The sequence below is a fragment of the Streptomyces sp. EDA2-14 genome (assembly GCF_054963755.1).
Genome location: NZ_JBUEGE010000004.1, coordinates 348394 through 363282, shown reverse-complemented (window position 1 = coordinate 363282; position 14889 = coordinate 348394). Strand labels below are relative to the sequence as shown.

Sequence of the window (14889 nt, the reverse complement as noted above, 5' to 3'; positions counted from 1 at the left end):
GGTACTTCCTGCTGACCTTGGCGATCCCCGTCGTCGGCTGGGTTACCACTCTTGGATGGCTGCACTTCTTTCGCGACCTCGCAGGAAGGACTAACCGTGGACAACGGCATCAGGGTCGGTGATCCGGTCTGGGTGGAGTACGAGGAGGGTGGAGAACATCGCCGTCTCACCGCCACCGTCTCCGGGATCACCCAGGAAGGGTTCGTCGCCAGCAACCCAACCCCAGGTTGGGACGAGCTGCGCGGCGAACTGGCTCCGGACGGCTGGACGCTGCGCCTGATGAGGCTTGCCGAGGAGCAGGGTGTCGCCGAGTCCGCCTAGGCCCGCACCACCACACCCAACTGCGCCCCGTAGACGGCCCGGTACTGGTCGGGGGTCCACGTGCGGCCCGCGGCCAGGAAGACGGGTTCGACGCGCGCTCCCCCACGCTCCGTGGCGTCGGCGACGAGGACCCAACCGACGACCACTCCCCCGCCCGGCACGTTCCCCGGATCCGTACCGGCGGGGGCGGTGATGTCGGCGCGCAGGCCGGCGTAGGCGGGCAGCGCCCCGGCGATGCTGCCCGTTCGGAGTCCGTCGCCCATCAGCTGGCCAGGAGTGGGGCTACGACGCCCGCCATGAAGGCGAACCCTGCGTCGGACATGTGGACGGCGTCGGCGCCCGCGGCGCCCGTGCCAGCGTTCGTGCCCCAGTAGCCGAGGCTGTTCCAGTACTGCCAGCTGTTGCGGCCGAGGGTCCACCAGTTGACGATCGCGCAGTTGTAGACGTCGGCGAGGGCGCGGGCCCGCTCGGCGTAGTCCTGGTATTTGAAGTTGACGGTGTCGTGGGTGCCGAGGTGCGGGGTGGCGAGGATGATGTCGGTGTTGCCGGTCGCGGTGCCAGTGTCCCGCACCGCCTTGATCCACTTGGCGACGTTCGCCGCCCACGCATCCCCGGTCAGGTTCGCCGCCGCGTCGTTGGGGCCGGCTGTGTAGATGGCGAGGTCGCAGGGGTAGTCGACGCCGCCGTTCCAGGTGGCGTTGAGTGCGGTGGTCGCGTTGTTCCCGAACGTCGCCGACGTCGCGCCAGCGAGCGCGCAGTTGTTGACGACCACTCCCGAGGCTCGTTCGCCCGCGACGCCGCAGACGGAGAGGAACTGGCCGGTGGATGCGGCGCCGACCTTGAGGACGACGGTGTGGGTGGTGTCGGACAGGCCGGTGACCGTGGTCGTCTGGATCGCAGCAGTGCCGGACGGCTGGGCCACCGACACGTCCGCTGCCCCGTCGATGGAGTACAGCATCGCGGGGCGGGTGCCGGACCCGACGACCGTGTAGATCTTGACGGTGGTGCCGCGCGGCTTGAACGTCAGCGTGCTGCCCGCGACGTCGTTGTAGAGGTAGTTCGCGCCCGGCCCGTACTTCGATCCGCCCTGCAGCCAGGTGCCGGTCGCGGTGACGATGGCGCCGGCCGTGGTCCAGGCGGACAGAGCTGCGGCGTCCCCGGACGAGAGCAGTGCTGCGGACAGGGAGGTCTGCTGGAGGCCGGATCCGCCGTCGCCGTACAGTCCCTGGAGGGTGGTGGCGAGGACGCCGGGCCAGGACTTGGTGCGGGGGTTGGAGGCGTACATGCCCTGCGTGGCGGAGCCGCCGACCGTGACGATGCGGGCGAGCCCGCTGCCTGCTGCTGCGGAGTCGCGCTTGGCCTGCCAGAACTTGCCCCATCCGGGCGGGACGTAGATGCCGGGTCCGCTGGGCGTGCTTGCGGTGGTGTTGCCGATGATGTTGCGTCGGAGTGTGCTGGCGGATGGGTTGACGCTGCTGGTGACCTTGACGTTGGTCTCGCCGTAGATGCGGCTGTTCTCGACCCGGTTCGGCGAGTTGACGTCGATGGTGTTGGCGTCGGCGAACAGCTTGCAGTTCGCGGCGGCGTACAGCAAGCCGGTGGACAGGACGGCGTTGTTGAACGAGTTGGCGCCGAAGGTGAAGGCGGTCAGACCCGCGGTAGCGCGGAGCTGGATGTGGTTGAACCGGAAGTCGTTGTCGGCGCCGCGTTCGACGTGCAGGAGCTTGTCGAAGTCTTCAAGGTTGATGCCGCGCCAGTGGGTGTGGGTGGTGCCCCATCCGCCGGTGCCGTTGACGTGGATGCCGGTGCAGCCGGTTCCGGAGGCGATGGCTTCGCACATCATGAATTCGATCTGGTTCATGACGCCGGTGTTCGTGGTGCTGTCGATCTGGAAGGCGATCTTGTTGTTGCCGACGGACTCGACGAACATGCGCGTGACGGTGCAGTCGCCGGGGTTGAAGTCGGCGTGCTCGGAGAACATGCGGGCCCCGTTGCCGACGCCGCCGAGCTCGAGGTTCTCGAACACCGACCGGAACGGGGAGCCGAGGTGCAGGCCCCACCCGGAGTGCGATCCGTCCCACGGGCCGTTGATCTGCAGGTTCTTGAAGCTGGAGTGCCAGAAGCTGCGGTGGCCGGAGTTCGTTGCGTTCGTCGTCGCCGACGAAATACCGTGTGTGCCGCCCGTAACGCTCACCCCGAAGTCCCCGAAGTGCACCCGGATCACCTTGGACAGGTGCATCGCCGACACCAGCCCCGACGCGGCCACCAGCGTCGTCGACTTCGGACCCTGCCCTCGCAGTCGCACGTCGAGTTCGACGTTGACGTCGTCGGCGCCCTCGAACAGCAGACGAGCAGCCAGGTTGAACGTGCCCGCCGTGAGGACGATCTCGCCGCCGCCGGCCGCCTTGGTGGCGTCGATGGCCTGCTGGATCTGCACATCGTCGGCGACGCCGTCGCACACGTACTGGGCTGCCGCCTTCACGTCACTGGGGGCGGTGGAGGCGGCGACGAGCCTGTAGGCGGAGGCGATGCTGCCGCCACCGGAGCCCGTCGGCAGCTGCTCCGGGGACACCTTCCCGGAGCCGTCGAGCTGCGCCCACCCGCCGGCCGTGCCGCCGGAGGCGATGAAGGTCTGGACGACGTCCCCGAGGTCGGTGGCGATCATCGAGTAGCGGCGTCCGTACCCGAAGTCGACGTAAACGCGGGTCACGCCATCGGGTCCGTTGAAGGCGACGGCGCCGTCGGAGTCGGCGGTGACCTCGGCGATCGGGTTGAGGTTCGGGTCGGTCAGGTCGGTGTACTGGGTGCCGCCCGTCGCGGCCGACCACACGGTGCCGACCGCGCCGGGACGCAGTTGGAGCAGGGTGCCGACGCGTTCCATCGCGTAGTCCGCGGGGCTCCCGCCGAACGGGTGTCGTGCCACGGCGTTCTCTCCTTCAGGTCTTAGGAGACCAGGTTCATTCCGGGGTTGGCGGTGCCCGCCGACCAGTCCGTTACGGGGTTGGATCCAGAGGCGAAGCTGAGGGCCGTCCCGGCGGGCCAGCTGCCGCCGCTGAGGTCGTTGCCGATGACGACGCCGCCGGTGGCGGAGGCTGTGATGTCGACGCCGAGGGCGGTGACGCCGCCCCGGATGATCGTGTTGCTGGTGATGCGTGTCCGTAGGGCGGCGTTGGTGGAGCGGACGGCGGATCCGCGTACTGCGCTGACCCGGTTCTGGGTGACGGTGACGTCGGTCGACAGCTGGACGAAGCAGCCATGCCCGGTGCCGGTGGCGGCGCCGTCGATGGTGTTGTCGGCCATGTAGCCGCCGGTGCAGGTGTCGATGCCGATTGCCGCGCCGATGGCGCCGATGCTGTGGTTGTCCTCGATGCGCGGGTTGGTGCAGTTGATCGCGTAGATGCTGCTCGTTGCGCTGCCCATCACGGTGTTCTCGGTGATGGCCGGCCGGTCGGCCTGGCTGACGTAGATGCCCGTGGACGGACTGTTGATCACCGTGTTGTCGTGGATCCGGATGCCGGTCGGGCGGGCTGCGGAGTATCCGACGACGCGGATCGGCGTGTTCGTCGTCGGCGCCTCGATGTGGTTGTTGGCGACCGTGACCAGGTGGCTGGTCAGGTTGTAGCCGACGGCGGCAGGGTCGGGGCCGGTGATGACGATGCTGCTGGTGCCGGTGCCGGAGATGATGTTGTCGGCGATGATGGCTCGTCGCCACGCGTAGGGCCGCACTGCTTCTTGGCGGGCGCCTTCGATGCGGTTGCCGAGGATCTGGATGTTGTCGTACCAGTCGCCGCTGACGGAGGTGTGGGAGCCGACGGCGCGCCCGAAGGGTCCGAGTCGGCCGCTGCCGCCGAAGTAGCAGTCCGACACCTGGATGTCCTGGGTGACGGTGTTGTCGAACGCTTCGATGGCTCCCGACCCGGTGAGCGCCGAGTCCAGCTGTATCGCCTCGGAGAAGTCCCGAGAGTGATCAAGGGTGTTGTCGGTGAAGCCGAGGAATCTGCAGTTCAGGATCCGGACGTTGCGGGAGGCTGTGATGTCGATCGCGTGCGCGCACGACACGTTCGTGATCGTCACGTCCTGGAAGACGATGTTGCTGTTATGGCCCAGGGTGAACGCGTTGACCAGCCCGGACACGCTGCCAGTGGATCCGTCGTAGGCATTTGCGTCCCAGGTGCCACCTTCGATCCGGATTCCCGACGGCCCCTCAAAGCCGGTGAAGGAATCCCCCGGCCGGTACATGCGCACCAGGCCGTGCACGCCGACCGCTTTGATGGTCGCCCCGTAGGCCGAGACGATCAGGTTCGACGTGACGGCCAGGTAGTCGGTGGTCGCGAAGGTGTGGCCGGCGGGCAGCACGACGATCCCCCCGCCCTGTTGGGCGGCTGCGTCGATGGCGGCCTGGAGGGCTGCCGTGTCGTCTGCGATGCCGTCGCCGACTGCACCGTAGGCCCTGTCCGTCACGATGAACCGGTCGAGAGCCTTGGCCGACTGCCCTGGAGGTATGCGCCCGCCGCCGTCGAGCTGTGCCCAGCCGCCGGGTGTTCCGCCGGAGCTGATCAGTGATTGGACGACATCACCCAGGTCGGTGGCGACGAGCGTGTCACGGCGGCCGTAGCCGAAGTCGACGTAGCAGGCCGCCACGCCGTCCGGCCCGTAGAACGAGACGGCTCCGTCGCTGTCGGCGGTCACGGTGCTTTGCGGGCCGCCCGTAGGGTCCGTGAGGTCGGTGAGCTGTGTTCCGCCGCGGGGTGCGTCCCACACCTCGCCGATGGCGCCGGGGCGGAGTTGCAGGAGGCTGTCGACGCGCTCCATGGCGTAGTCGGCGGGGCTGCCGCCGAAGAGGTGGCGCATGTGTGCTCCCTCCTTGCGGCGCTCAGGCGGTCCAGTAGGAGCCGTCGATGGTCAGGACATCGCCGGTGCGGATGTTGAAAGGCTGGTTGGTCAACAAGTTCAGCGCGTTGGGAGTGTCGTTGACGCTGTTGCCGTTGGAGGTCGGATACCGCAGGCGGGCGATCTTGTTGGTGCCGTCCGTCGTCGGGAAGGTGAACCCGAAACCGACGGCTCCGCCTTCTCCGTTGTCGCTGGTGAACGTCCAGTTAAAAATCGACCGGTGTGCGGACGTGCAGGGCAGCCCGGGCGGCAGCGAAACCTGGATGGGTTCCGTGTATGCGGGCGGGTTGCCTGTGGGGATGAGCTGGATCGTGACGTCGACCCGCTTCCCGACAGCCTGGTAGCGGCCAATGTTCGTCGACCCGGAACCCCAGTTGATGACGGTGGTCGACGAGTTCCAGACCGGGGTGTACGTCGAGTCGTCGACGCCCTTGGTGGCGATCCAGTTCCAGTTGACGCCGTCTCCCAGGTAAAGCTTGCCGCTCTCCGCCATTACTTGGTTCTTCGTCGCTGGGGGGCGTGCGCCCGGCACTGAGGGGATGACGCCCCGGTCGGTGAACCAGCGCCTGTCGACGACGTTGGTGGCCGTCACGACGGATGCTCCGGCGGCGACGGTGCACTGGGCGAGAGGAATCTCCCAGGTGCCGTCGTCGATCTGCGTGAGCGCCGGCGCGCTGGTGCCGCCCGTCTTGTAGACGGCGGTGACGGACTTCGCGGTCAGGTCGGCGCGCAGAACCACCAGGTCGATGCGGGCCGTGCCGCCCGAGTTGGCGGGCACCGAGAGGTTCTTCGTCGAGTTGTTGTGGTAGTAGAAGCCGTTCACGAACGCCCGGCCGGGGGCGACGGCGACGGTGTTGGTTCCGGCGGCCGTGACGGACAGGCTGACGTAGGTGGTGTCGACGGCGTGGACGCCGTCGAGCCCCCAGCGTTTGGCCATGCCGGACCACTGGGTTTGGGTGGTGACGGGGGCGCCGTCGAACGGTGCGCTGAACTCTGCCATCAGGCTGCCTTCCTTGTTTTCAGGCGCCCGACGTCCTTCTTGACCTGGGCGATGTACGAGTAGATGCGGGCGACGACGCCGTCTCCGGTGCTGTCGCCGCCGATGGTGGCCTTGACCTGGGTGCCGTCCGTGGCGCTGTCGGTGAGCGTGACTTCGCCGACGGTGTCCGTGTACCAGTCGCCGCCGCGGAGCTGGGCGGAGATGACGTCGCCGACGTTGTAGTCGCGCCCGTAGCGCAGTTGGGGGATGTCGACCGGGGAGACCGACAGGGAGCCCTTGCCTGCCCCGTTGGACAGCGCCTCGGCGCCTGCCTGGTCCATCTGTGCGGTGAGGTCGACGGACGCGGTGTCGACGGATGTCTGGTCGACGAACTGCTCGAGGACCAGGCCGGGGAACAGGGGGTCGGGGCGGTCGTACACCTTGCAGATGCGGGGGCTGGTGGAGCCTCCGGCGACGACGACGGCGCGGGTGCAGGTGGGCGGTGTGGTGCTGTACGAGGCGTCGGTCAGGTTTCCGAGGCCGAAGGAGAAGCGGGCGGTGCCGGAGCGGTCGGCGGGCGTATAGACCTGGAACTGCAGGGCCGTGCCGACCTGGACGACGCGGAAGCCCAGCCCGGCGGCGCTCGCAATGTCCTGGAGGACGGTCAGCAGGTTGTCGAACTGGTTGACCTCTCGGGTTAGGGCGGGGCCGCGGAGTCCGTTGGTGGCGAGGGTGAGCAGCGGGTGCTTGCGGCTGGTCTGCGCGCCGGGTCCGGCGTTGAGGTTGACGAGGTCGCGCATGCCGGTCTCGGTGGACGCCGTGTCGATCTTGTAGACGGATGCGGTCTGCGATCCGATCGCCGCGGCCGGGGAAGGCCAGCACGTGTAGCGGGAGAGGACTTCGGTGTCGTCGAGGCCGCCGATCGTGAGCTTGCCGGGTTCGCTGGAGGAGCGGGCCCAGTCGACGGTGCGCACCGGCCCGGACAGGATGGTGTCGCCGCGGCTGGTCTGCACGATCAGCCCGTTGCCCTCGACGAGGAGGTCGGCCTGCGGGGAGTCGGCCGACATCTCCAGGGTGTAGGCGCCGAGCATGTTGTGGCGGGGTACCACGCTGAGGCTGGTGTGATCGTCGATGCGGCCGATGCGTTGCAGGTTCTGGTCGCGGGCGTACAGGCGGAGCCGCCCGTCGTCCGACGGCGGGGACAGCACCGAGGCGAGCGCGGCGACGTAGGCGCGGAAGGCGGGGGTGCGCTGTCCGGACTCGCGCATGGCCCGCGACAGGTCGCCGCCGGGGAAGAACGCGGCACGCATCCCGCGGGACAGTTCGAGCTGCACGCCGAGGCCGCGCCGGTTCCGTTGCGTGATGTTGAGGGGGTCGTTGCCGTCGATCTCCTCGGAGGCGATGTCGACGTCGAAGCCGGCCGCGTCGAGTGCCTCGCCGATCTGGTCGCGGAGGACGAGGTCGGCGCCGCCAAGGTGGGTGACCTCGTCGTCGCCGCTGTAGCCGTGGTAGGAGACCGTGTAGTAGACGGACTGCTGCATGGCGACGGCCTGCGGCTCGTCGAAGTGCGTCGACGTGATGTGCAGGACGCTGTTGCCGCTGCTCTTGAGGCCGAGCATGGAGTAGTACTGGCCGCCCGTCGCCAGCGCGACCGCGTTCGCGAGTTCGGTGGTGCCCTGCTCGATGCCGCCGCCGTGGATCGCCAGGTGCGACATGTCCGAGGCAGTGGTGCGCACCTCGATGCGGTAGTCGACGCCGGCGGTCTCGGCGGCGGCGAGGGCCGCCCAGTTCGGGTAGGTGTCGGGCATCTCAGGACCCCAGGTAGCGGGGCGTGTAGGTCATGGCGACGCGGGTGGTGGCGCCGGAGCCGGTGACTGTGAGCGTGAGGTCGTTGACGCCCTCGGCGAGCGCCCACAGTTCGGAGGCTGTCGACATGTCGGGCCACAGGTTGATGCCGCCGTTGAGGACGGCGGTCTGGCGGCGTTCGCGGGTGTCGATGGTGACGACGTCGCCGTTCGCCAGCGTCCGGTTGATGACCAGGACCTGCCCGGTGCTGTCGTTGGTGAGGCTGATCTGGGTGGCGGGCCCGGTGACGGTCCATACGGGGTAGGCGAGGTCGTCGCCGGGGTTGTCGACGGTGACGGCGCCGAGGGTCTGGGAGTCGCCGACGGTGAGTGGCAGGACGGGGAAGAACGTGCCGTCGACGGCGCTCTTCCATTCGTAGCTGTGGGGTTCGCCGATCCAGTACGGGGAGGGGCAGCCGAAGGTGATCGCGTTGATGCACCACCGCTCCCCTGCTGCGTCGAGGGACTCGTCGCCCTCCAAGCCGCCTGTGTAGTAGGCGCCGATCGTTCGTGTTGCCCCGTCCGGTTCGGTGAGCGTCATGGTGCCGACGCCCCGCTTGGGGTTGAGTGACTTGATGAACGCTCGGCGACGAGCCTGGTAGGCGGCGCGGCTGTCGTTGGCCCAGAAGGCCAGCGGCAGCACGATCTCCTTGCCCTGGGCGCGGACGCCGCGCAGCGCGTAGCCGTCGATGCCCGGCGACTCGTCGGTGGAGAAGGCGTAGCCGGGCATGTCGAGGCCCTTGGCGCCGGGCTGCAGCAGCCAGCCCCTCTCCCAGTCCGACAGCTGCGTCGTGACGCCCCGCGGGTCCGTGAAGGAGACCTGCGGCATCTGGTTGATGAGGGTGGGCCACGGGACGCCTTCCCAGGGCGGTTCCGGGGTGACGCCGGTCGGGGGTACGAGGAGAGGCATTAGACCACCACCGTCCGGTTGAGCATGTCTTCTATGGCGAGGGCGTCGAGGACGGACTGCCGGGAGGCGACCTCACGCGTGGTGGCTTGGTAGTGCAGGTGTCGGTCGCCGCCTTGGCGCACGTTGTTCGTGGTCTGTACGCGCGTCGCAGTGGTGGCGGCGGTGGCGCGGACGGTGCGCGCCATGGCCGCGACGGCGTTCGAGGCCTGCGGTGTGGCCGACTCGATGCCCTGGGCGAAGCCCTGCGCCGTGAACGCGCCGATCTCCGCGAACACCCGGCTGGGGCTCTTGATCTTCAGAGCCTTCTTGATGGACTTCTGGATCGCCTTCGCCAGGGCGCTCATCTTGTCCTCGATGGACTTCTGCTGCGCCGTCAGGCCCGTCAAGTAGCCCTTGCCGGACAGGGCTCCCGCGTCGTACATCGCATCTGCCGCGTCCTTGCCGAACTGCGTGGTGATCGACGCGATCGACGACTGCGCCACGTTGATGTCCTTGAGCTCCTGCGGCGTCGCGTCGACGAGGGCCTGCGCGTAGGCCGCGCCCTGCTCCGGTCCGGCCGTAATGATCTGCTGCAGCAGGTCCCGGTTGAGGTTGCGGGCGGCCAGCTTCTTGATGTTCGCCCCGAACTTCTTCACCTGGGCGAGCCGGGTGTTGAGCCCGGCGAGGATGCCGGAGGCGTCGAAGGTGTTACCGCCGTTCGGCAGGGAGGTGAGCGCTGTGAACTGCGCTGCCTGGGTGGTGCTTTCGGTGGCGAGCGTCTTCGCTGCCGTGATCTTCGCCTTGATTTCGTCGCGGGACTTCGCCAGCGTCTGCAGCGCCTTGTTCTGGACGCTGACCTGCTTCAGCAGCTTGTCGTCCAGGGTCGTCTTCACGCCCTTGAACGCGTTCTTCAGGGCCTTCGCGACCTTGTCCATTGCCGCGTCGATCTGCGCCGCCGTGCCGGCCAGTGCCTTGATGAAGTCGGAGCCGACCGACGCCGCGATCGGCCCGGTGCTGATGCGTTTGCCGCCGACCCGGATCACACCGCCCGACGCGTAACCTGCGGACGGCAGGCCGCGGTTGATGCGGAGTCCGCCGACGATGCCGCCGAGCGCGTAGCCGCCGGGCCGGTTGTAGGCCCTGGACAGGGAGCCGTACCTGCTCAGCGCGTAGCGCATGGAGGCGTACACGTTGGCCATCGGGTCGACGCTGACGCCGTACATGAACGGGCCGGTGCGCTTGTACTTCCCGGCGTAGGCCCTGAAGGTTCCCTCGATGACCTGCATGAGGCCGACGCTGGGGTGCCCCATCACCCAGTTGATGTCGTTGCGGTTGACGGCCCTGGGGTTGCCGCCGGACTCCTGGTTCATGCGGCGGAGGGTCGTGTTGGCGAGCGACACGGACTGGCCGACCTGGCGGAGTGCGGACTCGACGACGCCGCGCCAGCGCTGCACGCCCCGGCCGCCGCCGTCCCCGCCTTGCAGGTACGGCATCGGGTCGACCGGCTTGCCGTTCATGCGGGCCTCGAGGTGGAGGTGCGGGCCGGTGACGTTGCCGGTGGCTCCCGACTGTCCGATCCGTGTGCCGCGGGTCACGCGCTGGGTGACCTTGGCTCCGAGCGACGACATGTGCGCGTACAGGGAGGCCAAGCCGCCGCCGTGGTTGACGACGATGTGCTTGCCGTAGGGGCCGCCGGATTCCGCCAGCGACACCATGCCGGTGTCGACGGCGACGACCTTCGTGCCGGTCCTGACGGGGAAGTCGAGGCCGGTGTGGCGGCCGGAGGACCACATGCCGCCGCGCACGCCGAAGCGGGTGCCGAAGGGCCCGTTGACGGGCTTCATCCACCGGCCGGTGCCGTAGGACTCGGCTTCCTTGCCGCGGATGTAGTCGACGGCCTTGTCGATCAGCATCGTCGGCATCCTGCCGACCAGGCCCGGCCACGTCTTCGAGTTGCCGCCCAACGCCTTGCGGATCGCGGCGTTGACCGGCTTGAACGCGGTTTCGGCGAGGTCGGCGAGTCCGCCGCGGGCGGCGTCTGCTCCGCCGCCGAGCGCGTTCTTGATGCCGCTGGTGATGTCCCCGATGATGCCGCCCTCGGCGAAGCCCCGGAACTGGGAGAGCGAACGCCCGGCCATGGCGGCCTGGTTGACGGCGTGGAGGCGGGCCCGCTCATACGGGTCGCGCATGGCTTCGGAGACGTAGACGCCTTCGCCGCGTCGCATGGGGACGAGTTGGTCGTCGCCGTCGCGCCAGGAGGACCAGCCGGGGAGGATGCCGCCGCGGGCGAATCCCTTGGGCAGCTTCATCGGCTTGAGGTTGCCGACGCCTGGAATGTGGGCGGCTGTTGCGTTCCAGACGCTCACGATCCCTTTGTTGTAGATCGTCTCCACCCACACGCGCACGGGCTTCCGGAGGAGATCGCCGAGTTTCCCCCACTGGTCGCTGATCTTGTCGCGCATGTCGCGGAATGCCCCGGTGAAGCGGTCCCGCCATTTGTTGAATCCGTCGCGGACCCGGCGCCAGGCGTCGGACGCGCTGCTGCTCACCCGGTCCCAGAGTTTGTTCCACAGGCGGGAGGCACTGTCGCGCAGGTTGGTGAAGATGCGCACCGTGCGGTCGTACATGTCACCGAACCAGCGGCCGGCGCCCTTGACGATGTCGGGGATCGTCGAGTGGCCGAGCAGCTTGTCGTAGAGCCACGAGAAGAAGTCGCTGATCTTCGTTACGACCCAGCTCACGGCGTCGACCGCGGGCTGCATCCTCTCCTTCATCGCCTGCATGTAGGCGATCAGGCCGGCGAGGGCGGGGAGCACGCTCTGTGTGATCACGTAGGTCGCGAACTGCAGGAGCAGGATCACGAGCTTCGACAGCGGCTCGATCAGCGGAATGATCGCCGGGAGCAGGAAGGTGATGAACTGCGTCGACAGCGTCAGGATCTGCGGCAGCAGCGGGGTGACCGCGATGAGGATCTGGGCGATCGAGTCGGCGAGCTGCACGATCACCGGGATGAGCTGCGGGATGACCGGCAGCAGCTGCCGGACCATGTCCATGAATGCCTTGCCCATCTGCACGCCGACCTGCACCAGCAGATTCACCAGCGCGTTCAGGACCGGCTTCAGCGCGACGCCGAGGGTGGTCGCCATGAGGGTCAACAGCGGCGACAGTTCGTCAATGCTCTTGATCCACTGGTCGAACAGCGGCTTCAGTAGTGGCAGGGCGCCCGCGATCAGGTCGCCGATGACGGTGAGCAGCGGGGACACCGCGGTGACTAGCTTGCCGACGGCGACGGCCGCCAGCTCGAGGATCGGCCCGAGTGCCTCGGCGACCGGCACCAGGGCGGCGCCCAGGGTCTTCAGCAAGTCGTTGATGACCGGGCCGAGGATCCTGCCCAGCGCCTCCACGGTGGGCGCCAGCGCGGCGAGCACCGGCAGGACCGCCTCGATCGCTGCACCCAGGGCTCCCGCAAGCAGCTTCGCCACAGCGTTCAGGGCCTTGAAGATCGAGGTCAGGGCCGCGCGCATCTCGGGGGCCTCGAGGACCCGCCGGATCTCCTTGATCGCGGCGCCGATGGTGCCGAAGAAGTTGCCGCCCGCATCGGACGCCGCCTTGAACACGACCCGGACGATGCCGCCGATGTCGCCGAGCACCTTCCCGAACTCGATCGCCACGTCGAGGGCGGTGTCGATCGCCTTCGTCAGGTTGCCGTTCTTGAACGCCTTGTCGAGCTTGATCATGGCCCGGTCCATGGCGCCGGCCAGGCCCTTTGTCATGCGGTCGAAGGCAGGTTGCGCGGCGACGGACAGCTGGGCGAACCCGGTGACCATCTGGCCCGGCACACGGGACAGGTTGCCGAGGCTGGTCTTGATGCCGTCGAACAGCTTGGCCAGGGTTCCGGCCTTCTCCAGGTTGGAGACCGCATCCAGGGCGTTCTTCGCCATGGTGTTCAGCTCGCCCGCGGCACCGACGAGCCCCTTGCGGACGGCCGGCAGGATCTGCCCGCCGACCTGCTGCATGCGAGTACCGAGGCCCGAGAACAGCCGGTCCTGCACGTCGAGGCGCATCGCCCGCCAGGCCGGCGCCATGCCCTGCAACGCCCCCACGAACGCGCGTGCGTTCGGCGACAGCCGGGCCATCGCCGTGTCCAGCGCGGACGACTGCACGGCGGCCTGCTGCTGCGCCTGCGCCATGCTCCGGGCGGCGTCCGCCACCGCCTCCTGCGCGTCGCGAACCTGCCGCTGCCCCTCCACCTGCGCCTGCGCTACGCCGCGCTGCGCCTCCGACAGGGCGCGCTGCCGGTCCGCGACCTGCTGGTCGGCCTGCGCAACCTGGCGCTTCGCGTCGAGGACCGTCTTGGAGCCGTCGACGCCCGCCTTGTTCGCCGCCGCCGTGTCCTTGGCGAGGCGGGACACTTCGGTGCGCTGCTCGGACAGGGACTGCACGGCGCGGTCTCGGGCGAGTTCGGCCTGCTGGATCTGCAGCTGGGTGGCGGCGGGGTCGTTGCGGGTGCGGGCGAGGTCTTCCTCGGCCTGCTGGACGGCGAGCGTCGCCTCCCGCTCCCCCAGCCGGCCGTCGATGAGCCGGTTGTTCATGTCCTGCAGCTCGCGCACGGCTTCGCGGCGAGCCGCGGTCAGGTCCAACTGGGCCTGCCGGGAGTCGCGTTGCGCGGAGGCGAGGTCGCGTTCTGCTGTGCCGACGGCTCGCTGTGCGGCGCGAACGCGTTCGGCGGCCTGCGTCTGAGCGTCCTGCAGCGACCTCTGGGCGCGGGCGAGGGACCTCTGCGCGGATTCGACCTGCTTCGTCGCCGACGCGGCCTTCGACATCTCGCCCGACGCCGGGGTGAACGCCGCTTTGATGGCGTCGCCGATGCCGGTGGTGCCGACCTTGATGGCGGCGAACCCGCCGATCAGTGTGGCCAGTGCTGGTGCGGCGGTGGCGGCGAGCGGCCCGAGCTGGATGATCGCGGCGCCGAGCGAGGAGATGGACGGTGTGGCGAGGAGAGCTGCCGCGGCGATCATGCCGATACGGCCGCCGAGCATGCCAAGTCCCGCGCTGCCGCCTCCCCCGCTGCCGAGGTTGCCGAGGGCTCCGGTGAGCGCGGCCAGGCCCGTGGTTCTGACACGGACGTTCGCGGTGCGATCCCTCGCGACATGGTTGAGCGCGGTGTTGGCTGCGGTCGTGTCGGCGCGTGCCTGGACCGTCATCTGGCGGCGGCGCGTCAGGTTGGCGATGTCGTCGGCGGCGACGCGGGTATCGACGTCGATGCCGATGCGGACACGCTGCCGCCGGACGAGGTTGCGGATCTCCTGCGCGCCGACCCGCGTGTCCACGTTGGCGCGGATCTGCACGACGCGGTCCTTGCACAGCCGGTCGAGCTGGCGTTCCGCGGCGGCATAGGCTGCCTGCTGGATCTTCGGCAGGACGTCGACGGTGCGCTGCCCGAGGATGCCGTTCAGCCTGGTCTTGGCGGTGGACTCGTCGACGTCGACCGTGACCTTGACGGTGCGGTCACGGGTCAGCCGGTCGAGCGCCTGCCCGGCCTTCGCGGTGTCGGCGTCCGCGGTGACCTTCACCCTGCGGTCAGCCGTGAGTCGGTCGAGTTTCTGCTTGGCGCCGGTGTCGTCGACGTCGACTGTCAGCTTGACCTTGCGGTTCGCTGCCAGCTTGTCGAGCTGGGCCTTCGCCGGACCGGTGTCGAGTTCCAGGCCCAGCTTGACCTTGCGGGTCGTGGTGAGCTTGTCGAGGCGTTCCTTGATGCCGGTGACGTCGAGGTCGGCCTTGACCTTGACCGTGGGCCGCAGCGTGTCGAGGCGGCGCTGGATCGTGTCGCCGATGACGTCCGCGGCCTTGAGGGCACCAGGGCGGACGGCCTTGGGGAGTTCGGCGGCAAGTTCGGTGCCGAAACGGCTGGTGTCGGGGATCAGTGATACCCGCGTGCGCCCAACCGTCGTCGCCTCGGCCATGCC

At 68.8% G+C, this 14889-nt stretch carries 8 protein-coding genes; 1 reads left to right on the top strand and 7 read right to left on the bottom strand.

Translation table 11 applies throughout. The annotated features are described in order from the left end of the window. Positions 1-96: 96 nt before the first annotated feature. Positions 97-321, top strand: coding sequence for a hypothetical protein (locus ACY34M_RS14805; RefSeq protein WP_462718090.1), 225 nt, complete (start codon positions 97-99; stop codon positions 319-321). Here the strand turns inward: ACY34M_RS14805 and ACY34M_RS14800 are convergent. The 7 genes from ACY34M_RS14800 to ACY34M_RS14770 are packed head-to-tail and all read right to left on the bottom strand — an operon-like array spanning position 318 to position 14886. Then, complete coding sequence (locus ACY34M_RS14800; RefSeq protein WP_462718089.1) at positions 318-584, bottom strand: hypothetical protein; 267 nt, start codon at positions 582-584, stop codon at positions 318-320. The two genes, ACY34M_RS14805 and ACY34M_RS14800, sit on opposite strands and share 4 nt — an antisense overlap. Next, entirely contained in the window at positions 584-3244 is a 2661-nt protein-coding gene (locus tag ACY34M_RS14795; protein ID WP_462718088.1) for an SGNH/GDSL hydrolase family protein, read from the bottom strand. The genes ACY34M_RS14800 and ACY34M_RS14795 overlap by 1 nt, the downstream gene beginning before the upstream one ends. Positions 3245-3264: 20 nt before the next feature. Further along, complete coding sequence (locus ACY34M_RS14790) at positions 3265-5172, bottom strand: right-handed parallel beta-helix repeat-containing protein (protein ID WP_462718087.1); 1908 nt, start codon at positions 5170-5172, stop codon at positions 3265-3267. Positions 5173-5194: 22 nt separating this feature from the next. After that, positions 5195-6211, bottom strand: a complete 1017-nt coding sequence (locus ACY34M_RS14785) for a hypothetical protein (RefSeq protein WP_462718086.1) — start codon at positions 6209-6211, stop codon at positions 5195-5197. Next, positions 6211-7998 (bottom strand): Gp37-like protein, encoded by a 1788-nt coding sequence (locus ACY34M_RS14780; RefSeq protein WP_462718085.1) that lies wholly within the window; start codon positions 7996-7998, stop codon positions 6211-6213. The genes ACY34M_RS14785 and ACY34M_RS14780 overlap by 1 nt, the downstream gene beginning before the upstream one ends. A gap of 1 nt (position 7999) precedes the next feature. Continuing rightward, positions 8000-8944, bottom strand: coding sequence for a phage distal tail protein (locus tag ACY34M_RS14775; RefSeq protein ID WP_462718084.1), 945 nt, complete (start codon positions 8942-8944; stop codon positions 8000-8002). Then, positions 8944-14886, bottom strand: a complete 5943-nt coding sequence (locus ACY34M_RS14770) for a peptidoglycan DD-metalloendopeptidase family protein (RefSeq protein ID WP_462718083.1) — start codon at positions 14884-14886, stop codon at positions 8944-8946. The genes ACY34M_RS14775 and ACY34M_RS14770 overlap by 1 nt, the downstream gene beginning before the upstream one ends. Positions 14887-14889 lie beyond the last annotated feature (3 nt).

Bases quoted from the DNA above. Each gene is read 5' to 3' on its own strand.
- ACY34M_RS14800 (WP_462718089.1), bottom strand. From the start codon at position 584: ATGGGCGACGGACTCCGAACGGGCAGCATCGCCGGGGCGCTGCCCGCC.
- ACY34M_RS14770 (WP_462718083.1), bottom strand. From the start codon at position 14,886: ATGGCCGAGGCGACGACGGTTGGGCGCACGCGGGTATCACTGATCCCC.
- ACY34M_RS14775 (WP_462718084.1), bottom strand. From the start codon at position 8,944: ATGCCTCTCCTCGTACCCCCGACCGGCGTCACCCCGGAACCGCCCTGG.
- ACY34M_RS14780 (WP_462718085.1), bottom strand. From the start codon at position 7,998: ATGCCCGACACCTACCCGAACTGGGCGGCCCTCGCCGCCGCCGAGACC.
- ACY34M_RS14790 (WP_462718087.1), bottom strand. From the start codon at position 5,172: ATGCGCCACCTCTTCGGCGGCAGCCCCGCCGACTACGCCATGGAGCGC.
- ACY34M_RS14785 (WP_462718086.1), bottom strand. From the start codon at position 6,211: ATGGCAGAGTTCAGCGCACCGTTCGACGGCGCCCCCGTCACCACCCAA.